This is a genomic window from Allopusillimonas ginsengisoli (assembly GCF_004153455.1).
Classification (GTDB): domain Bacteria; phylum Pseudomonadota; class Gammaproteobacteria; order Burkholderiales; family Burkholderiaceae_B; genus Allopusillimonas; species Allopusillimonas ginsengisoli.
In genome coordinates this window covers 1-20,476 of sequence record NZ_SDQE01000009.1, presented here as the reverse complement: position 1 = coordinate 20,476, position 20,476 = coordinate 1, and the positions used below count along the sequence as shown (strand labels likewise).

The following is a 20,476-nucleotide window of genomic DNA, read 5'->3' as shown; positions in this document are numbered from 1 at the left end:
TATACACATGAATAGCGTCCTGCAAGTTCGCGGCCTGGCCAAGACTTTTACCTTGCATCACCAGCAAGGTGCGATGCTCGATGTGCTGCATAGCCTGGCATTTGAAGTCAAGGCGGGAGAATGTCTGCTGCTGCATGGGCGTTCGGGGGCCGGTAAGTCCACGCTGTTGCGTACCCTGTATGGCAACTATCTTCCCGCCTCGGGCAGCATCCGGATACTGCACGAGGGCAACATGATTGAAATGGTGGGCGCTGAGCCACGCCAGACCTTGGCGTTGCGCCGCAGCACGCTGGGCTACGTCAGCCAGTTCCTGCGTGTGATTCCGCGCGTGGCCTGCCTGGACGTGGTGATGGAGCCAGCGCTTGCGCGCGGCGTCGAGCCGGAGTTGGCGTGCGAGCGTGCCGCCTCGCTGTTGCAGCGTTTGGGTATCCCGGAGCGATTATGGCCGTTGGCGCCTTCCACGTTCTCGGGCGGAGAGCAGCAGCGCGTGAATATCGCTCGCAGCTTCATGGTTGAGTGGCCCATCATGCTGCTGGACGAACCGACTGCATCGCTGGACGACGCCAACCGGCGGGTTGTGCTGGCGCTTATTGATGAAGTCAAGGCACAGGGTTCCGCCCTCATTGCCATCTCGCACGATGAAAGAACACGAATGGCGATCGCTGATCGCTATCTGGATATGACGCCAGGGGAGCACGCTTATGTCTGCTGAGCAGATTTTTACCAACGCGCGAATTGTCACGGCGACAGAGATCATATCGGGCACCATCGCAGTGCGCGATGGCATGATCCACGACGTATGCAGCAGCCAGAGCAGCCTGCCCGGCGCCCAGGACGTTGAAGGGGATTACCTGATGCCCGGACTCGTGGAGTTGCATACCGACAATCTCGAAAAATACATGAATCCCAGGCCCGGCGTGGATTGGCCATCCGAATCTGCGGTGCTCGCGCATGACGCGCAGGTGGTCGCGGCCGGTATCACAACGGTCTTCGATGCGTTGTCCATCGGCGACGTCAGCCCTCGCGGCAACCGCATGCGTCAGTTGCCCATCATGCTGCGCGCCATCCGTCACGCGGGCGAGGATGGCCATATGCGGGCGGATCATCGTTTGCACCTGCGCTGCGAACTCAGTCACGAGCAAACACTGACGCTGTTCAATGAGCTGGTTCAGTCTCCCTTGGTACAGCTGGTTTCCGTCATGGATCATTCACCCGGCCAGCGCCAGTTCGTCAAGATCGAAAAGTATCGTGAGTACTACCAGGGAAAATATCACCTGACGGATCGGGAAATAGATGCCTTCATTGACACGCATCAACAGAACTCCCGCCGCTACAGTGATCGCTATCGGCGCTCAATTGTCCAGGAATGCCGTCAGCGCTCGCTATCGATTGCCAGCCATGACGACGCAACCGTCGCGCATGCGCGTGAATCGGCGGACCTGGGCATGAGCATTGCCGAGTTTCCGACAACTGTCGAAGCTGCCCGCACCAGCCATCAACTGGGGCTCAAGGTGCTGATGGGCGCGCCCAACATTGTGCGCGGCGGATCGCATTCGGGTAATGTCGCCGCGGCAGACCTTGCAGGGCAAGGCGTGCTCGATATCCTTTCCAGCGATTATTACCCTTCCAGCCTGTTGCAGGCGGCAGGCATCCTGGCGCACGACGTCCCAGGGTACGATCTGCCCAGGGCCGTTGCCTCCATTAGCCTGGCGCCTGCGCGCGCCGCGGGCTTGGCGGATCGCGGTGAGATCCGCAGCGGCATGCGTGCCGATCTTGTTCGAACCCGGCCTCACGGCAAGGGTTTTGTGGTTGGGCAGGTGTGGCGCGGCGGACAACGCGTGTTCTGATGCCGGGCCGCCTCGTTTATCTCATGGGACCGTCTGGCGCGGGAAAGGATACGGTGCTGCAGGGCGTTCTACGTTTGATGGGCAACCAGGCATTTCTTGCCCCTCGCGTTATCACCCGGGACGCGCATCTGGCAGAAGCGGGCGCTCTGGCAGTGACGGAGCACGAGTTTGCGCAAATGGAGGCTGCCGGCTTGCTTGCCATGGCCTGGCGCGCGCATGGGCTGGCCTATGGCGTCTTGCGCCATGTAAACGACCGGTTGGCGGCAGGTCAGGACGTTTTCGTCAATGGCTCACGTGCTTACTTGCCCACGGCCATGGCGCGCTATCGCGATCTGGTGCCCGTGTTGCTCAACGTCAGCCCACACTTGTTGCGTGAGCGGCTGCTCAGACGCGGGCGCGAATCGGCGGCGCAAATACAGTCCAGACTCGAACGCAACAGCACGTTCCACATGTTCCCCGAGTCTATCGCCAAGTCGATGCTGTGGATTGACAATTCGGGCAATCCGGAGGAGGCTGTGCATGCGCTGTATCGACGCCTGCAGCAAGGGCAGGCTGAGATCTGACGCTACACGTCTTGTCGCGGGGAACACATGTCAATGACATTCACGTTGTTGGGGACAGGCAGTGCCGCCCAGGTGCCGGTTTACAACTGCACGTGCATGGCCTGCCAGCGGGCGCGGCACACGGCGCGTTACCGACGCGGCCCCTGTTCGGCATTGGTGGAGACGGGTACGCAGCGATGGCTGATAGATGCCGGTCTGACCGATCTTACTGAACGCTTTCCGCCGGGAAGCCTGAGCGGCATCATGCTCACACACTATCATGCCGATCATGCCCAGGGCCTGTTGCACCTGCGTTGGGGGACCGGCCTGAAGATCCCGGTGCTGGGGCCGCCCGACCCGGAGGGTCTGGCCGATCTCTACAAGCATCCGGGCATACTGGATTTTTCCACTTCGCTGCGGGCGTTTGTTCCGCTGGTGCTGGGCGACCTGCGCCTGACCCCTGTGCCACTGGCGCATTCTCGTTTGACCTTTGGGTTTCTGCTGGAGCAGGCGGGCCGGTCTATTGCTTACCTGACGGACACCGTGGGCTTGCCCGAGGACACCTTGCTGTTTCTGCGCCAGCATGAGGTGGACCTGCTGGTGCTCGATTGCACGCACGCGCCTGCCTCTCAGCCGCCACGCAACCATAATGATCTGCCACGCGCGCTGGATTCGATCGCGGCCCTGCAACCCAGGCAAGCAGTCTTGACACATATCGGTCATGATCTGGACGCTTTTCTCATCGCGCATCCCGCTAGCGATCTGAAAGGAGCAGAACTGGGTTTCGATGGTGATGTGTTCCATTTGCCACCCTGATCTTTTCAGCCAGATCGGTATCTGCGAATAGCCAGCCAGCCTGGCTCGCGGCACACTGGGCACCTGTCAATTTTCCGGAGCCCGCTATGCCGTTTCGTCATCAGTCTCAACGCGGACAAGGCATGTCCGAATATGTGATCGTGGTCGCGTTGGTCGCCGTCGCCGCCATTGCTGTTTATCAATCCTTCGGTCAGGTTGTGCGCTCCCAGACAGCCGCCATGGCGCGGGAACTCGCAGGCGAAGACGGCGCCCGACAGTCTCGCGCTGCCCGTTCCGCGGCAGAAACCGCTGCCTCCCAGACTTCCTCCAAAACGCTCAAGTCCTTTACAGGTAACGCTGGTGCCGGCAAATGAAGGATTGCGTAGCTAAACCCGAACCAAAGCTGCTTGATTGCCAAAGCGGGCAAGTGCTTGTGCTGGGTATGTTGCTGGCTGGCCTGCTTGCGCTGGCGCTGTCGCGATACTTCGTGGTCAGCCAGACGGCGGCAGCGCGATCCCGCCAAATGCATGTGCTGGATGCGGCCGCCTATAGCGGCGCACTGGTGCAAGCCAGGGCCCTGAACATGCTTGCCTATGTCAATCGCAGCTATGTTGCGCACCAGGTTGCCCTAGCACATCTGGTCACCCTCGGTTCCTGGGCCAAATTTGGCGGAATGCAGGCATCCAGCCATGTGCGCGGAAACCCGCCAGGCTATCTGATCTCCATGCTGTTTGGCCCTGAGCACGGGGCGGCTTATCGCGCGTCGTTGCGGGCAGCAGGTCTGCAGCGCCACGCCGAGAGCCATGGCGAACTGGCAGATGCCTATGCGGCACACGAAAAGACGATACATCAGTTGTTGTCTGCGGTACAGCACGGTGTGGCCAATGGCATTGCCCAGGCGCGCGCCGAGGCCATCAACGCAGTGCTGGCTCGCAACTATCCAGCGTACCCACCGTCGCAGTTTGATCTGTCTTTCGATGACGACAACCTGCCGGGCTACATCCAGGCCCTCCAGGGCAATACCGGATCGCCTCAGCGCCTGCGCAACCTGGTCATGCAGTCCGTTGGGTTGTATCGATTCCTGGGGCGCAGGGATTTCACTGCCGTTAATCCCTGGCAGGTGTGGCCTGCTTGCCCTCATCTGCGGCATCAGCTTCGCCGGCGCGGCGCTACCTTGCTGACTGCGCAAGGTCTGTGGCAGTCCATCGATACCCAATCCTTTCACGCTCTGCGCTTCAATCGTAAAGTATTTTGTTACTACCGCGAATATCCCATGGGCTGGGCGTGGATGGCAGCCGGCACATCCCGGTTTATGGCGGGATCCGCCGTACGTCCACCCGCAGACAGTATCCAGGCCGAAGATTTCTGGCGCTTTGCCAGCCAGGGCATTACCGCAGGGCTATTCAGGCATCAAGGCAATCGGCGCGCCAATTTCAGAGCGGTCAGGCAGCGTGACAGATGGGCGACGCAAGGCTTACCAGACTATTACGACGTCAACTCCGCGCGTGCGGCTGGGGTGCTACGTTTTGGCTTGACGTTCCGGCACCCGGGCCTGGATGGCCTTCACGTCCATGCCCGCAGCGCTGCGGAAACCTTCTTTGATCTCCCCGAACCCCGCAAAGATGGACGCGCCGAGCTACCTAATCTATTTACTCCGTACTGGCAGGCGAGGCTGGCGCCTGTTTGGAGCGTGCGTCCATGAGTCTGTACCTTCAGTCGTCAAACGCGCAGGGCAAACAATCACTGCGCAGACCATTGCCTGCCGCGTTGCAGTGCGGCCAGGCCTTGGCCGAAGGGTTGGTCGTCATCACTGTGCTGGCGGCGTTCTGGCTGGCGCTGGGGTGGTTGGGCAGGCTGCAGGATATCGGTTTGTCCGCTCAACATGCGAGTAGTCTGACGGCATTCCTGTTTACGCGAAGCCCTGCCTTGAACAACCAAAAGGCCGTCAAGGAACAGGCGCTCGCGCGGCATTTCGATGGCCCCGCGCATCAATGGCGTGATCTCCAGGGCCACGCCTTGCTGCCTGCCACAACCACCATCCTTCCTCATCACCTGGCCAGCCCGCCTGCTGCGGATAAGGCCAATCTGGCCGCCGTCCTTGATCAGGGCGCAATGCTGCCGTCGCATGCGCAGCCCGGTGGCTCCAGCGAACTGGCCGATGCCTTGAGGGCAGACTGGAAAATCAAGGATGAAGGCATCTTCACTGTGCGCGTGTTACCTCGCAGCATACATGCTGTATTCGAAGGTCTGGCGCCGCCCATAATGGCTCGTCATACTTCAATCTTGTCCGGTGCGGGGCATGCAGGATCAGCTTTTATTGCAGCCGATCGCTTGGCCGCCTCTCGCCTGGGCTGGCGGCACGCAGCAGATCAATCGGTGCGTGTGGGCCGTGGCCTTGAATCAGCGCTCGGCACCATCGATCAGGGCTGGTCGCGGCCAGCGCCCCAGTTCGACTGGGTGCGGCCGTGGTCCGGCAGGATGCCCACTGGCCTGTTGCGTGGGCGTGCCTATGCTGATCATGTGGGTGTTCGTTCATACGCTGGCCGCGTGTCCCTTCGAAGAGGTCGCCATGATGATTGAGCGCCGTCGAGCCCCATGTATGAACGGCGTATGGGCGCTGTTATTGTGTGTCGGCGTGTGCATGTCGACATGGGTAAACGCGAAACCACTGCACGATCTCTGGGCAAGCCTGGACAACTTGTCCACAGCCGGTTTTGTATGGAATGACAGTCAGGCGTCCACCGTGAATGGTGTTCCCTTGCGTGTTCAATTGTTCCGGTCACGGAACTCAGCTATCGAGGCGGCACGCCTGCTGTCGGGGCGCATTGATCTGTTCCAGCACATCGTGACCAGCCCCGGTCTGATACGTCTTTCGGGTTATGCCGGCAACGCGCATTGGCTGGCCGAGATCGAGCCGGTTTCAAGCGGTGCCGTCGGGCGCGTGTCCTCCTTGGTCATTTCCGACGCCACGGCGTCGGGCTCGCATTCACCGCACCCCGCGCCATCTCCCTTGTCCTGGCTGCCTGCCGGCGCTCGACGTTTGCTGCACCATGTTGCAGATCCAGCCGGTGCGTCGGGGCCGAACCAAAGCATCTACGCCATCGACATGCGGCCGGCCGCGCTGGCCGCGCACATTGCATCAGCGTTGCGCAAACAGGCATGGCTATGCGAGACCGGCTGCAGCAGTACAGAGGGCCATCAGCGCTGGCGGCGGCATGGCAACGAACTTTTCCTGTTCATACAGGCCAGGGCGGCGGGTGCCGTTGTATATATTCACATTGATTAATTCATTGTATGCGTCTGTCAGTATTTCATCGAAGTTTCCCGATGCTCGTTGTGGCGTTGGCGGCTGGCTTGTGCGCCGCGTGGGCTGCCCAGCGTTATCTTCAGCAGCAAGTCTCGACAATAGAAGCGCAGGCGCGTGTGGCCATGGTCGAGCGGATCGTCGCCAACCAGGATTTACCGGCAGGTACCGTATTAAGACCAGAGCTCCTTGCTTTCAGAAACTTTCCGGTTGATTACGTCGCGAGTGACAGTGTCCCCATGGAACGCCTGCACGATGTGGTTGGCATGACATTGGCCGCGCCCTTGCTCGCAGGCGACGCCGTCTTGTCCGCTCACCTGGAAGCAAGCCGTATGATTTCGCTCTCACAGCAACTATCCACAGGTCGTCGCGCGATTACCTTGCCGGTGGATGCGCTCAATTCGCAGTCGGGTTTGCTGCAGCCCGGCGATCTGATCGATCTTTATGTGTCCTTTGATTATCAACGGCGGCGCTTGACTGCGCCACTGTTGCAGGGAGTGATGGTGCTTGCGACGGGTTCAAGCACTGACGCGCAGAACCTCGATCATACGGCTGAACAAGACTACAGCACGATCACGCTGGATGCTGCGCCAGAAGACGCTATCAAGCTTGTCGCCGCGCGCGAGAGCGGTGTCATCACCGCGGTGCTTCGTTCTCCGCAGGATACCGGGTCAACCCAGGTGGCGGCGCGTGGCGACCTTGCCGGGTTGCTTGGCGTGGCCAAGCAGTCTGCGAGCGCTTCAGGCAAGGCCAGGGTTATCTATGGCAACCAGGCAGTCAGGAATCTGCCTGCCCTGGTCGCACCTCGTTCCGAGACTGCGCAGCACAAGGGCCTGTTCCAGCTGCCCTATGTCCCGCCACTGTCCAGTCAGTGGATGCACACCGCGCAAGCGCAGGCAAGTGTTTCGTCTACCGCAGGGCTGGAAGAGAATGAAGTGCCGGGGCCTGTTTTTCCACACGCGGCGGAAGACTAGCAGGGATACACAAATGCTATCCATATGGAAACACTACGTGGCTGTTCTGTTTGTGTTCGGTGTGTCGGCGTGCGCGCCGGCGTGGGCCGATGACCTGGATTTGCAGGTGGGTGAGGTCAGGGTATTGAGTGTTCCTCAAGTGGCCCGGGTTGCCGTGGGCGATGGGCATGTCATGCACGCTGTTGCCACTGATGAGGAAGAGGTCATTGTTTTTGCGCGCAATGAAGGATCCAGTGCCTTGCAGATCTGGACCCGGGATGGCCACCGGCGAACCTATCAAGTGATGGTTGCACCGGAAGGGACGCGCAAGGCGCAAGAGGAGTTGCGCAGCCTGCTGTCCCGTATACCCCAGGCACGGGTCACAGTAACCGGCGACAAATTGATTGTCGAAGGCGATGATTTAACGGACGACGATCGCGTTCGAATCGCGGAACTCGCAAGGCGCTATCCTCAACTGGTCGATCTCACCGGCCAGGTCGGATGGGAAAGCATGGTGTTGTTCGATGTTCAGGTGGTGGAAATCCCGCGATCGCAGTTTCGCGACATCGGGATGCGATGGTCTTCGCCACTTGCAGGTGGCATGCATGTGGGCGGTACGTGGGATGCGGGCAGTGGCGGTCTGTCAGCCCGCCCAGGTGACAATCCTTTGTCCTTTCCATTGCAGCCAGGCGTGGCGGCAGGCTATTTCGGCATCAATGCCATGCTGACATCCAGGATACAGGCCATGGCACAGCAGGGCGAGGCGGTTGTATTGGCTCAGCCCCAGTTGCTGGCCCGCAGTGGGGCGACAGCCGAATTTCTGGCGGGCGGTGAAGTGCCCTATGCCACGACAGACAAAGATGGCGATAGCCGCACAGTCTTCAAGCCTTACGGCGTTTCACTGCGGATCACGCCACAAGTTGAGCGCAACGGTGTCGTGCGCGCGCGCATCGAAGTCGAGGTCAGCGCCGTGGATCAAAGCCTGTCGGTCTCAACAGGGCCATCGCTTAAAACCCGGAAAGCGGCAACAGAGTTCAACGTGCGGTCGGGGCAGACTTTGGTGTTGGCGGGATTTCTGTCGCGCGAGGCGGCAATGCAGCGCGATGGTCTGCCGGGCCTGTCGCGCATACCGCTGCTGGGGCATCTTTTTGGCTCGTCACGTCATCAGCGCAACGAAACCGAGCTCGCCATTTTCGTAACGCCGCAACTGGTTTCGGCAGATCACCCTGGCATGGATGCACGCCTACGTAATGGCCAGGGCATCCTGCAGGAGATGTTTCCGCATCCGCCCCGTCTCAATACTTCCATTGGGGATCATACGTCTCTTCCTGCGGTTGTCTCACACGCAGAGGCATCGGCCTGGAATCCATGGGAAGGGCCGGGCACACAATGGTTTACAGACAGCAAGGCGGCGATGGAACAGTCTGTAGTGGGGCGCAACGAATATTTATTCACGGAGTAGAGCATGGTGCATCTTGACGTTCGTTTTGAGGATGGATCACAGCAACGCCTGAGTCGGCCGTTGCCGCTGCATATAGGTCGCGGCAAGTCGTGCGGGCTGGTTCTCGATTCCTGGCGGGTGGCGCGGCGCCATGCCTGCCTGACACAGTGCGATATGGGGTTATATATCCAGGATCTCGGATCACTCGGCGGAACACGGGTCAACGGCGAGCGCGTCGCAAGTTACGGCCCTTTGAAGGAAACTGATGACATTGGCATTGGTCCGTGCGTGCTGCGGATTCTGTTGCCTCATGCCGATGATGTTTCGCCGTCAGCCATGGCCTTCCACGATAACGGGCCTGACGTCCTGGACATCACTGCTGATTCTGCCGTGGGGCGCGATGCGTCGTGGCTTCAATGCCCCCATCCTCAAGAGCAAGTGTCGCCGTGCGTGCTTGATTCACCATTGATGGATGACATGTCCAGCCATCGGCAGCGATTGCACACAGTTTTGCTTGAATCGCTTGATCTGCGCCGGCGCGATATCGCCACGCTGAGTGACGCAGCTCTGAGAGAAGAGGCATCACAGGTGCTGTCGGACCTCATTCACGCTGACATCAATCTTCCCGCCACGCTCGACAAGCGCGCGCTGCTGCGGGATGTCTTAAACGAAGCCGTCGGCCTGGGTGCGCTGGAGCCCTTGCTGGCGGATCCGACCATTAGCGAAATCATGGTCAACCGGTACGATGAAATCTTTGTCGAACAGGAAGGCAGCCTGTGTCGATATGCAGGCAGTTTCAGCAGCGAGGATGCCGTGCGCGCCATCATAGAACGCATTGTCTCGCCCCTGGGGCGTCGCATAGACGAAAGCTCGCCCATGGTCGATGCGCGCCTCGAGGATGGTTCGCGAATCAACGCCGTCATTCCGCCAGTGGCCTTGCGCGGCGCCAGCCTGACCATTCGCAAGTTTCCACAGTCGCGTCCAGGCATGGGCGACCTGCTGAGGTCTGGCGCGCTCGATGCCCGTATGGGAGAATTTCTGGCGGCATGCGTGCGCACCCGAAAAAACATCGTCGTATCGGGAGGCACCGGTACGGGCAAAACCACGCTGCTTAACATCCTCTCCAATTGCATAGGCGAGCATGAGCGAGTGATCACTATTGAGGATGCCGCAGAGCTTAGGCTGGCCCACGAGCATCTGGTATCGCTGGAGTCCAGGCCGGCCAACGCGGAAGGCAAAGGGCGTATCGAGATCCGCGATCTGGTCAGGAATGCATTGCGCATGCGTCCTGACCGCATTGTGATAGGCGAGTGTCGAGGGGGAGAGGCCTTTGATATGCTCGCGGCCATGAATACCGGCCATGAAGGTTCCTTGACAACCTTGCACGCCAACAGTCCCCGCGATGCGCTCGCTCGGCTTGAAACCATGATACTCATGGCGGGCATGGACTTGCCGCTGGCTGCTGTCAGGGAGCATATCGCCGCAAGCATTGACTTCATTGTTCAACAAGCGCGCCTGGCCGGCGGTCGGCGCGTGATTTCCTCCATTGTCGAGGTGACCGGTCTGGAAAGCGGCCGCATTCAGACGCAGGAGATATTCCGCTACCAGGCTCGGCCTTTGCCTGCCTTTACGGGCTGCGGGGTGGCGCCCGAATGCTTTCTGGACGAAACAGGCGTGTCTTCCCTGCCTATGGACTTATTCATTCAGCACACCGAATCGGGTGCCGATGAGGCGCTTCCCCCCTGGATTCAGTCGCAACAAGGCTTAACCATCGTATCCGAGGGGATGCGGCAGGCAGGGGGAGCAGCTTGATTGCATTAGTCATTGCCGGAGCCACCGCGGCTGGCGCAATCTTGGGATGGTACGTGATGCGCGGCATGCTCAGCGCCTGGCGGGCCTATCGCAAAGCGTTTGGCCAGGACGTCGCGGCGCGTTTGGCGGATTTTTTTCTGTTTCTGGATCCTTCGCGCCTGTGGGTGGCCAATCTCCTAGTATGCGCAGGCCTTGGGCTGGTCGCATTGCTCTTGACCCGCAGCGTCGCGCTTTCGGTTGGCGTTGCTGTGCTTGCGCTGGCCGCGCCAAGATATCTCGTGGCACTTGCCAGGCGGCGACGATTGCGGGCCTTCGAGATTCAGTTGCCGGATCTGCTCATGTCGCTTGCAGCCGCCTTGCGCGCGGGGGCCGCGCTGCAACCCGCATTGCGGGATATCGTATCCCAATCGCCTGCGCCCCTGGCGCAGGAATTCGCATTGATACTCAGGCAGCAGCGCATGGGCGTCTCCTGGGAAGCGGCGTTACTCGGCTTGCGGCAACGGATGCCTACAGAAGGCAGCAATCTGGTCGTATCAGCGCTGGTGATTGCATCACGCAGTGGTGGCGCTATTGCACAGACACTGGATGGCGTGGCCCAGACATTGCGTGAACGCATTCATATGGCGGCGCGTATACAGGCCTTGACATCGCAGGGGCGTTTGCAGGCCTGGCTTATGGCTTGCATGCCGTTTGCGCTGGCGCTGGCACTGTATATGCTCGACTCGGACGCCATGCGGCCCTTGTGGGAAACACCCGGCGGATGGGTGATGGTCGGGTTTATCCTCCTGCTGATGACTGCAGGGATGTTGCTGATCAGGCGTATTGTAGACATTGAAATCTGATGGTTCGCTTATGTGGTGGATGAGTGTCATCGCAACGGGCTTGTCGTTCTCCCTGCTTGCGTGGGCGGTGGGCCGGCGCTGCATGGCGTTACGCACGAACGGCGGGGTCGGTCCAGGCGATAATCGGCTGCTGAGCATGGTATGGCCTTGGGTTGTGGCGTTGATGCCTGTCTCCCGCCGTTTGCTGCCCGATCGTGCAAAGCGGATAGTTCAGCGCACAGTATCCACGGCTGGCCTTGCGAGCGAGCGATGGCAGGCCGAGCATGTTATTGCGCTGCAGTTATTCAGTTTGATCGTGTTTTTTTCCGTATCATTGATAACTATGCTGATCGGAACGAAGGCCAGCCTGGGAACAAGTCTTGCCGTGGCGGCACTGATCGGATTGAGCGGTGGCTGGTTACCCTATCAGCGCCTACAAGAGCGGGCCCGTCAGCGTCAGGCCCGCATGCTTCGGGAGCTTCCTTTCATGCTGGACATGGCAACGCTATGCGTGGAAGCTGGCCAGAATTTGCAAGGTGCGCTGCAACAGGCGGCCTGGCATGGTCCACCGGGGCCTTTGCGCAGCGAGTTGCAGCATGCGCTGTCGGACATGCGCGCAGGCGTGCCTCGCATCAAGGCCTTGCAGTTGATGGGTGGTCGAGCCGGGTTGCCCGCCTTGCAAAGCCTGGTGTCACTGATTGCTCAGGCAGAGCAAATGGGCATGAGTATGGGGCCTCTGTTTCGCGCCCAGGCGCAACAGCATCGCGCAGCGCGTTTTCTGCGCGCAGAGAGGCTGGCGCTTGAAGCGCCGGTAAAAATGCTGTTTCCGTTGGTGATCTGCATCTTTCCCTGCTCTTTTCTCATCATTGCTTTTCCTATTGCGACGCGTCTGCTGCAAACGGGATTCTGAGCGGCGAGGCAGTAATTCACAACACGGATTTTTGATGTCGGGCGCGACAGGATCACGGTCAGCATTCGGGACAAGGCTAAGCCTGTATAGCGCCGATACGTTCTGGCGTCGCTTGCGCGGCCTTTATGGCAAAGGCAGGCTGGCGCCCGGTCACGGCGTGTGCCTTGCCCCTTGCAATGCGATACATACCTGCTGGCTGCGTACCGAAATCGATGTGGTGTTTCTGGACGGCAGGGGGCGGGAACTGAGATGCGTACAGCGACTGAAACCCTGGCGAGCGGCCTGGTGTCGCCAGGCCAGGCTGGTGATCGAGTTACCGGCAGGCCACTGCGCAGCGCATCCCTATTATTTGATCCAGATTCATGAGGCGCTTGGCCTGAACCATCGTTCCTAGCGCTCGGCGTGGTAGTTGGCACCAAAAACGCTGATGTAGGCAGGATAGAAACTGCAATACAGCACGGCGGCCACGATAATATTGACGGGTGTAAGCAGAAGCTGTACGGCACCTGCCGATACACCCGCGTTACTGATAAAGTTGCCAATGAACTGGATCAGAAAGAATATGGCTGCCCAACTGATGCCATAGGCAAGAAAGGGCAGTTTGTTGCGCCAGCAGGCCACCATGGAATAGAACAAGGCTTGCCGCATGGGGATGCCATGCCAGCCTATGAGGGCCGGCGCATGCCAGAAAAACCCGGACACAATGATGTACAGCATCGCGAATGTCAGAAAAGGGCCTCGCATTGCGGTCATCAGGGCGGCCTCGTCGATCGCGCCCTGCGGATCGATAGCGCTGGTCAACTGGCTGATAAAGGGCAGTGTTGCCATGAATCCTGCCGCCAGGCTCACCAGCAAATAACTGAGCCCCAATGCCAGCAAACGTTTTCGGGTTTCTTTGTCACTCAGTGGCGCAAGCCACATGGGCAGCAGCATGGGACGGCCTGCGGCAATATTGCGGCAGGCACATAGGGTAACAAAGGTGAGCAGGGGCGTGCAGGCGATCAGGGCCATCTGGCCGAAAATGGGAATCAGATAGCTGAGCGTGATCAGCAGGCCAGTGACCATGCTCCAGAAAAACATAGCCATGGGCTGGCGACGGAACAATGTGAATCCGTCCTGTATCCAGCCCCATCCGGCGGTGATGGGCAGCTTGGCTGCTTGCATGTAAGCCTTCCCCTATAGTGAGCGTGGCGCGGTATTGCGGCGTTCCCGCAGTATGCGTTCGAAATGGCGCGGATCGTGCGGTTTGAGTGTCTGTGCCGGACGAGGCAGAAAATAATCGTAAAGCCGGGATATCCAGAATCGCAAGGCTGCGGCCTGCAATAGCATCGGCCAGGCCTGTTTTTCTTCTGTGGTAAAGGGCCGCACAGCCGCGTAGGCATTCAGCCAGGCATTAAGCTTAGGCTCGTCGAGTACGCCCGTGCTATGTTCGATGCACCAATCGTTGACGCTGACCGCGACATCGAACAGCCAGGTATCGCAGCCGGCGAAGTAAAAATCGATGATCCCGCCCATGCGTGGCATTTCGAACGTGCCGTCGAACAGAACGTTGTCGCGAAACAAGTCGCAATGCGCGGGGCCACGAGGCAAGGCCTGGTAGGTTTCGGTGGCGGCGAATTGCGTCTGTTCATCCAGCACCTGTTCGATCAGCGACGCCTGAGCGGCATCCAGAAAGGGTAGCACGGCAGGCATGGTGGTCTGCCACCAGGACAGGCCGCGCAGATTGGGCTGCTGGATATGAAAATCATGGCCAGCCAGGTGCGCGCGGGCCAGTGTATGGCCTGCCAGCTCACAATGCGTGGTGCTGGGCGCCGGCTCATAGCCGCCCGACAGGCGTGACACAATTGCGCAAGGCTTTGAGTGCAATGTGGTAATCAGGCCGCCGTCACGCAGCACCTGCGGCTCTGGCACGGGGATGCCCCGGGTGGCCAGATGGTGCATGAGCTCAATATAGAAGGGCAACTGCGCGTGAGTAAGCACTTCGAACAGCGTCAGGACATATTCTCCCCGCGTCGTGCTGAGAAAATAATTGGTGTTCTCGATCCCCGCGGTGATGCCGCGCAGGGAAACGAAGTCTCCGAGAGAGTAACGGGCCAGGAGCTCGCGTGCATCGCTGTCGCTGACGGGGGTAAAAACGGCCATAGGCTGCTGATTTTTCGCTGATAAACCGTGAATAAACAAAAAGCCCGTGCGAACGGGCCATTGATTTTAGTCTATCAGGCCAAGCCCTGCTTGGCAGGGCCTGGCGCTATTTTTTCATGAGCGGGCAGGTTGAGTCATGCGGGCTTGTAAATGCCTCTTCGCCAGGGATGGTGGCCACGGTTTTCATATAGTCCCAAGAGCCCGTGGATTCTTCGGGCGTTTTGACTTGCATCAGATACATATCGTGGATATAGCGACCGTCAGCACGGATATAGCCCTTGCTGTACATATCGTCCAGCTTCATGCTCTTGAGCTGCGTCATGACTTTGTCGGCGTCGGTGGTACCGGCCGCTTCCACCGCTTTAAGATAAGTCGCCGTGGCCGAATAGGCAGCCGCCTGATGGGTGCTAGGCATCTTGTGCATGGTTTTGTTGAAACGCTGGGCGAAGGCACGCGATGCGTCATCCTTGTCCCAATACCAACTGTCAGTCATCAGCAGTTTTTGGGCGACAGGCAGGCCCAGGCCGTGAATATCATTGATGGTCATCAACAGCCCAACCAGTTTCATCTTGTCTGCAAGACCAAAATCGTTGGCGGCTTTGATGGCATTGATGGTATCGGAACCGGCGTTGGCCAGGCCGAGCACCTGCGCGCCGGACGCGGCGGCCTGCAATATGTACGAGGACATGTCGGAAGAGGTGGGGGGATGCCTCACTGATCCGACCACGGTTCCGCCGTTGGCCTTGATGACCGCGCTGGTGTCGGCCTCGAGGGAATGTCCGAACGCATAATCCGCAACCAGGAAGTACCAGGATTTTCCTCCTTGCTTGATCACTGCTGAACCGGTGCCTTTGGCCAATGCGACCGTGTCGTATTCATAGTGAACGGTGTAGGGTGTGCAGTCTTCATTGGTGAGGCGAGCGGTGGCAGCCCCGATGTTGATATAGGGAACGCGTTTCTGATTGATGATAGTGTTCATGGCCAGACCGGCGGCCGAGTTCACGCCGCCAATCAACATGCTCAGGCCTTGCTGATCTATCCATTCCCGTGCGCGTGCTGAGGCGATCTCGGGTTTGTTTTGATGATCCGCCGACAAGACCTCTACCTTTTTGCCAAGCACAGTTCCCCCGGCGTCCTGTATCGCCATTCTGATCGCTTCCAGGCCTCCGGGGCCGTCGGTGTCCGCGTATGGGCCAGACATGTCGGTAATGAACCCGATGCGGACGGCGTCAGCGTCCGCCGCCGTGGCCGAACCGGCGGTCAAGCCAAGCACGGCTATGGCGGCGGCGACGGCGGGTCTTGAAATTCTGGCGTTCATGTATTGTCTCCTGATTGTGGATGCGCCGGCTCATTGGCCTGGCTTGCTGTTGGAATTGATGATTAAGTGCTTTGTGCGGCGCTGCCGCGCCGTTTCTGTAAAAGTTCGCGAGCGAAATCGGTGCGCACATCCCGCGCTGCAGCCATCTCGTTCGCCACCCAGGCAATTTCGTCGCCTTGCGCGCCGGCGGTCAGGGCGATATTGCGAGCGTGCAGCGTCATGTGTCCCCGCTGTATGCCTTCGGTGGAAAGGGCGCGCAAGGCTGCCATGTTCTGGGCAAGACCGACGGCGACCATAATTTCCCCCAATGCTTGCGCTGTCTGGACGCCAAGTATCTTGAGCGACAGCCGGGCCAGGGGATGGGTTTTGGTGGCCCCGCCGACCAAACCGACAGGCATGGGCATTTCCAATGTACCGATCAGGTCTCCATTTGCGGCGATCTCCCAGGTAGAGAGCGAGGTGTAGCGGCCCCCGCGGCAAGCATAGGCGTGGGCGCCCGCCTCGACGGCGCGCCAGTCGTTACCCGTGGCAACCACGATTGGATCTATGCCGTTCATGATGCCTTTGTTGTGCGTCGCGGCGCGATACGGGTCCACCGCGGCGAATTCATAGGCATCGACAATCCCTTCGATGACATCCTGGCCTGGATAGTCGGCGCTGTCCAAGGCTTGGGCGGGGATTTGCACACGGGCGCGAGAAAGGCGCAGATCAGCAAGATTGGACAGAATGCGCAATCGGACGCGGCCACCGGTGATCTGTTCGATACGCCCGGCGACAGCCTCTGCCATCGTGTTGACAGTATTGGCACCCATGGCGTCACGCACGTCCACCAGCAGGTGAACCACCACCATGGCGCCGCGCGAAGTGGCTGGAAACACATGCACTTCGATATCTTTGCAGCCTCCGCCCAATTCGGCAAGGATGCGGTCCCGACTGTTGGCATGATCGATGATGGCCTGGCGGTGCTGCAAAATGGCCAATCGGGCGCCGTAAGGGTCGCGCACGCCAGTGACCTGTATCTGCGCCCGCATGATGGGGTCCGTGCTTGATGTCTGGAATCCACCATGCGCCCGCGCAATCTTGGCCATATAGGATGCGGCTGCGACCACGGAGGGCTCTTCGACCACCATGGGTACAAGCACGTCGTCTCCATTGATCTGAAAGTAACCCGCCACCGCGTAGGGCAGTTCAAAGGTGGCGATGACATTTTCAATCATGCCGTTGGCGGTTTCCAGGGGAAGTGCGCCAGCCTGAGACAGTCGTTGGACGTCATCGAGTTCCAGCGGTGCAAGGCTGGCGATCTTCTCCAGGCGCTGGGCTGGGGTGAGGGAGCGGAAATCAGGGAGACGGGAGTCCATGCGAGCGGGTCCTGGAGGAGGGAAGAGAGGCTTGATGGGCATGCGGCCATCGAGGGATAGAAGCAGTGTAGGAAGGAAAACACAAAGAATATATGGATTAATAAAACATTAATGCCTACTATTTATATATGGTTTTCACATAATCGGATCATCAGACATCATGGTTGACAAGCAATCCAGCACCCGCGCAAGCCGGGCTATGCGTGCCCACCTTATCGAGATTCCGTTCGACGCGGAGATCATCCGATTGCTGTATCGCGATGCCGGAAGGCAAGACTGGACCGCCTTGCAGGATCGTCTGGCGCGCCTGCCCGATGGGGACAGCAAGGCTCAGCTATTGCAGCGCCTATCGATGGGGTTAACGATCAAAGACAGGCTGGCGCAGCATCAGCAGCGGGAACGGGGCCTGATGGCCGTCATCGAAACAGCGCAGGATCTCACGCGCATTACCGATGCGGATAATGTCCTGCAAGCCATCGTCCAGCGGGCCAGGGCGCTGCTGGGCTGTGATGTTGGCTATTTGTCCATTTACGACGCCGAGCGTAGCGATTTCTATGTCCGGGCAACGGACGGCGCGTTTTCAGAGCGTTTTCGCAGCATCCGCATCGGCCTGGATACCGGGGTGTGCGGATATGTGGCGCGGCATCGCAGCCCTTACTCGTCATCTGATTATGCAGGGGATCATCGGTTTAATCACAGTCGCTACATTGATGACGCTATGCGCGATGAAAACATTGCCTCCATACTGGGTGTGCCCTTGTTGACCGACAACGAGGTTTCCGGCGTGCTGTTTGTGGGCGATCGCTACGTCCGCAGCTATACGGCTTGGGAAAAATCCATTCTTTCTACGCTGGGCGCGCAGGCTTCGGTAGCGATCGGCAATGCACGTCTGTTTGAACAGGCTCAGGATGCGTTGGCGCGGGCGGAGGCGACAAATGAATTGTTGCTGCGCCAGACGGCAGATACCCGGGCCGCGGCGCAAGCGCATGAGCAACTGACTGCGTTAGTGGCGCGTGGTGGCGATTTGCCCGATTTGTGTGCAACCTTGGCTCGACGACTGAATGGACGTATTGTAGTGTGCGATGAAGGGGGGAGAGAGATCATGCTCTGCAGTGTCGAGGAGGGGGTTCGGGACACCGCAAGAGATGATCGCTGGGTAGACGATGCGGTTTACGCGGCGCTGGCGGAAAGCCGCCGGACAGGACGCGCCGCCAGTTGTGAAGCGCCTTCGTCGTCATGCACAGTCTGTGCTGTGGTCGGCGGCGAAGGGCTGCTGGGGGGCCTCATACTTTATACCGCTGAGCCATTGAACGACGTCACCGCGCGGATTTTCGAGCGGGGCGCCATGGTGACCGGTGTCGTGCTTTTGCTTAAGGCGCAGCGGGACTCTTCGTTAATGTCCGACGCGCCGGTGATCCTTCGTGGCCTTGTGCATGGTCCTCATGGCCGCTTCGAGCGGCTTGCGGAACAGGCAGGGCAATATGGCGTTGATGTACGCCGGCCCATGCGGCTACTGTTGATCAGAACCGACAGAGATTATTGTTCCTATTTATGCCGGGAACTGCAAAACCGGCTGGGAGCGTCCAGCTCGCTGTTCGACTGCATTGGAGACGCCTTGCTTGTGCTGGCCAATGACACGCAGATGACATTGGCACGTGAAACGCTTTTGGCCTGCCTGCGCCGTTATCGCGGCACATTCTCCGGTGTGATGACGAATGCTGTAAATAATCCGGACAGCCTGCTGTTGTCGTTTGACGTGGCCGAGCGATGTCTGGCGCTGCTCGAAGCCTTGGACAGGCATGGCGAAGTGTTCAGCGAGAACCAGCTCGCCCTCTATACGCCGTTGCTTAACCGGGCAGACGCCACAGCCATCGACGATTTTCTCGTGGCCACCCTGGGCCGGTTTTACGCTGGGCCGCAGGCGCGTGATGCCCGCCGCGTCGCGCTGGCGCACACCTTGCTCGCCTATCTTGACCACGGCTATAACGCAGCACAGACAGCGCGTACGCTGTCTGTGCATATCAACACGCTCAGGCAACGGCTCGAGACAATAGACACCCTGCTAGGATCCCGGCGCGAGGCCGGACGGGCGCTGGAAGTGCATATGGCGCTGCGTCTTTGGCAACTGCGCGACCACGATCAGTTCGCCGGCTTCAATGCCCGGGCATGATGCATCAGATGGTCATCGATAAACGTTGAAATAAAGTAATAGCCGTGGTCGTACCCTTCATGTTCGCGCAACATCAAAGGTTGGCCTGCCGCCTCGCAGGCCTGCTTGAATCGTTCGGGATGAAGCTGCTCAGCCAAAAACTGATCGGCAAGCCCCTGATCGATCAGAATGCCATCCGGAAACGGGGCATGGTTCATGCCTTGCATCAGTGCCGTTGCATCGTAATCTTGCCAGGCGCTTTTGTCGTCGCCCAGATAGCCGCTGAACGCTTTTTTCCCCCAGGGGCAATGGCTGGGTGCTGCAATAGGTGCAAATGCGGAAACAGACCGAAAGCGGTCAGGATTGCGCAAACCAAGCACCAGCGCGCCGTGCCCGCCCATGGAATGCCCCATGATGCCCATTCGGTTGTCACGCACGGGCAGCGAGGCGCTGACAAGATCATGCAATTCGTTCACGATATAGCTGTACATACGGTAGTGCCGGTTCCAGGGGGCCTGGGTGGCATCGAGATAAAAGCCCGCTCCCGCGCCAAAATCCCAATGCTCTGTTTCACCGGCCACACCCGCATTGCGCGGACTGGTGTCTGGCGTGATCAGTATCAGCCCCTCTCGTGCAGCCGTACGCTGCGCGCCTGCCTTGATCATGAACGTTTCTTCGGTGCATGTCAGCCCCGCTAGGAAAAATACGGCAGGACACGGTTTCCCCTGCACGGCAGCGGGTGGGAGATATACCGAGAATTGCATCGGTAATCCGATGGTGGTGGACGTATGACGGTAGAACCGTTGAACGCCATCGAAGCAGCGGTGTTCGCTGACAAGTTCCAGAGTTTGCTGCAGCATTCCTTGATCTCCAGATTGCCGGCGTGAAGGCCGGCGGATTGATGCCCGGCGTGACAACCGGGCAGGCGTCGGCGCAATGATGCGCCATTCTGGCCGGACGTGTTCAGTACATGACAACCGAGCGTATGGATTCACCGCGCTTCATGAGTTCAAAGCCTTCATTGATCTGTTCCAGCGCCAGGGTGTGTGTAATGAGGTCGTCGATATTGATCTTTCCATCCATA

At 59.4% G+C, this 20,476-nt stretch carries 20 protein-coding genes and 1 pseudogene; 15 read left to right on the top strand and 6 right to left on the bottom strand.

Going from position 1 to position 20,476, the window contains the following annotated elements:
• Positions 1-7 precede the first annotated feature (7 nt).
• From phnL to ERE07_RS15005, 14 genes are all read left to right on the top strand, one after another.
• Positions 8-712 (top strand): phosphonate C-P lyase system protein PhnL, encoded by a 705-nt coding sequence (phnL, locus tag ERE07_RS15070; RefSeq protein ID WP_130009867.1) that lies wholly within the window; start codon positions 8-10, stop codon positions 710-712.
• Positions 702-1,847 carry an alpha-D-ribose 1-methylphosphonate 5-triphosphate diphosphatase gene (locus ERE07_RS15065; RefSeq protein ID WP_130009866.1) on the top strand — a complete coding sequence of 382 codons (1,146 nt, stop codon included), beginning with the start codon at positions 702-704 and terminating at the stop codon, positions 1,845-1,847. Before phnL ends, ERE07_RS15065 begins: the two co-directional genes overlap by 11 nt.
• Complete coding sequence (gene phnN, locus ERE07_RS15060) at positions 1,847-2,410, top strand: phosphonate metabolism protein/1,5-bisphosphokinase (PRPP-forming) PhnN (protein ID WP_130009865.1); 564 nt, start codon at positions 1,847-1,849, stop codon at positions 2,408-2,410. Before ERE07_RS15065 ends, phnN begins: the two co-directional genes overlap by 1 nt.
• Positions 2,411-2,437: 27 nt before the next feature.
• Entirely contained in the window at positions 2,438-3,205 is a 768-nt protein-coding gene (phnP, locus tag ERE07_RS15055) for a phosphonate metabolism protein PhnP (RefSeq protein ID WP_245153738.1), read from the top strand.
• 86 nt (positions 3,206-3,291) lie between these two features.
• Positions 3,292-3,558, top strand: coding sequence for a hypothetical protein (locus ERE07_RS15050; protein ID WP_130009864.1), 267 nt, complete (start codon positions 3,292-3,294; stop codon positions 3,556-3,558).
• Positions 3,555-4,886, top strand: coding sequence for a hypothetical protein (locus tag ERE07_RS15045; RefSeq protein WP_130009863.1), 1,332 nt, complete (start codon positions 3,555-3,557; stop codon positions 4,884-4,886). Before ERE07_RS15050 ends, ERE07_RS15045 begins: the two co-directional genes overlap by 4 nt.
• The gene (locus ERE07_RS15040) at positions 4,883-5,764 is read left to right on the top strand and encodes a hypothetical protein (protein WP_130009862.1); all 882 of its coding nucleotides are present in this window, start codon (positions 4,883-4,885) and stop codon (positions 5,762-5,764) included. The genes ERE07_RS15045 and ERE07_RS15040 overlap by 4 nt, the downstream gene beginning before the upstream one ends.
• Before the next feature lie 61 nt (positions 5,765-5,825).
• On the top strand, positions 5,826-6,470 hold the full coding sequence (locus ERE07_RS15035; protein WP_130009861.1) for a hypothetical protein: 645 nt from the start codon (positions 5,826-5,828) through the stop codon (positions 6,468-6,470).
• Between the two features lie 8 nt (positions 6,471-6,478).
• The gene (cpaB, locus tag ERE07_RS15030; RefSeq protein WP_130009860.1) at positions 6,479-7,462 is read left to right on the top strand and encodes a Flp pilus assembly protein CpaB; all 984 of its coding nucleotides are present in this window, start codon (positions 6,479-6,481) and stop codon (positions 7,460-7,462) included.
• A gap of 13 nt (positions 7,463-7,475) precedes the next feature.
• Positions 7,476-8,903: a type II and III secretion system protein family protein gene (locus ERE07_RS15025; RefSeq protein WP_130009859.1), complete on the top strand. Its 1,428-nt coding sequence runs from the start codon at positions 7,476-7,478 to the stop codon at positions 8,901-8,903.
• Between the two features lie 3 nt (positions 8,904-8,906).
• Complete coding sequence (locus ERE07_RS15020; protein WP_130009858.1) at positions 8,907-10,694, top strand: TadA family conjugal transfer-associated ATPase; 1,788 nt, start codon at positions 8,907-8,909, stop codon at positions 10,692-10,694.
• A complete protein-coding gene (locus ERE07_RS15015; RefSeq protein WP_245153736.1) occupies positions 10,691-11,536 on the top strand; it encodes a type II secretion system F family protein in 846 nt (281 codons plus the stop codon). Before ERE07_RS15020 ends, ERE07_RS15015 begins: the two co-directional genes overlap by 4 nt.
• A gap of 19 nt (positions 11,537-11,555) precedes the next feature.
• Positions 11,556-12,425 (top strand): type II secretion system F family protein, encoded by an 870-nt coding sequence (locus tag ERE07_RS15010; RefSeq protein ID WP_245153735.1) that lies wholly within the window; start codon positions 11,556-11,558, stop codon positions 12,423-12,425.
• 34 nt (positions 12,426-12,459) lie between these two features.
• Positions 12,460-12,819, top strand: a complete 360-nt coding sequence (locus tag ERE07_RS15005) for a DUF192 domain-containing protein (RefSeq protein WP_130009856.1) — start codon at positions 12,460-12,462, stop codon at positions 12,817-12,819.
• Here ERE07_RS15005 and ERE07_RS15000 read toward each other — a convergent pair.
• The 4 genes from ERE07_RS15000 to ERE07_RS14985 all read right to left on the bottom strand — a co-directional run bounded on the left by ERE07_RS15000 (position 12,816) and on the right by ERE07_RS14985 (position 17,243).
• Entirely contained in the window at positions 12,816-13,589 is a 774-nt protein-coding gene (locus ERE07_RS15000) for a BPSS1780 family membrane protein (protein WP_130009855.1), read from the bottom strand. The genes ERE07_RS15005 and ERE07_RS15000 overlap by 4 nt on opposite strands.
• Before the next feature lie 12 nt (positions 13,590-13,601).
• Positions 13,602-14,567, bottom strand: a complete 966-nt coding sequence (locus ERE07_RS14995) for a homoserine kinase (protein WP_130009854.1) — start codon at positions 14,565-14,567, stop codon at positions 13,602-13,604.
• 106 nt (positions 14,568-14,673) lie between these two features.
• Positions 14,674-15,885, bottom strand: coding sequence for an ABC transporter substrate-binding protein (locus tag ERE07_RS14990; protein ID WP_130009853.1), 1,212 nt, complete (start codon positions 15,883-15,885; stop codon positions 14,674-14,676).
• Positions 15,886-15,947: 62 nt separating this feature from the next.
• Positions 15,948-17,243: a hydroxymethylglutaryl-CoA reductase, degradative gene (locus tag ERE07_RS14985; protein WP_130009852.1), complete on the bottom strand. Its 1,296-nt coding sequence runs from the start codon at positions 17,241-17,243 to the stop codon at positions 15,948-15,950.
• Between the two features lie 160 nt (positions 17,244-17,403).
• On the opposite strand from ERE07_RS14985, the gene ERE07_RS14980 reads away from it, so the two are divergent.
• On the top strand, positions 17,404-19,413 hold the full coding sequence (locus ERE07_RS14980) for a helix-turn-helix domain-containing protein (protein ID WP_130009851.1): 2,010 nt from the start codon (positions 17,404-17,406) through the stop codon (positions 19,411-19,413).
• On the opposite strand, the gene fghA is transcribed toward ERE07_RS14980, so the two are convergent.
• Both fghA and ERE07_RS21730 read right to left on the bottom strand, forming a co-directional pair.
• Positions 19,383-20,252, bottom strand: coding sequence for an S-formylglutathione hydrolase (gene fghA, locus ERE07_RS14975; RefSeq protein ID WP_130009850.1), 870 nt, complete (start codon positions 20,250-20,252; stop codon positions 19,383-19,385). The genes ERE07_RS14980 and fghA overlap by 31 nt on opposite strands.
• 103 nt (positions 20,253-20,355) lie before the next feature.
• Positions 20,356-20,476, bottom strand: a pseudogene (locus tag ERE07_RS21730) (zinc-binding dehydrogenase); the annotation flags it as partial.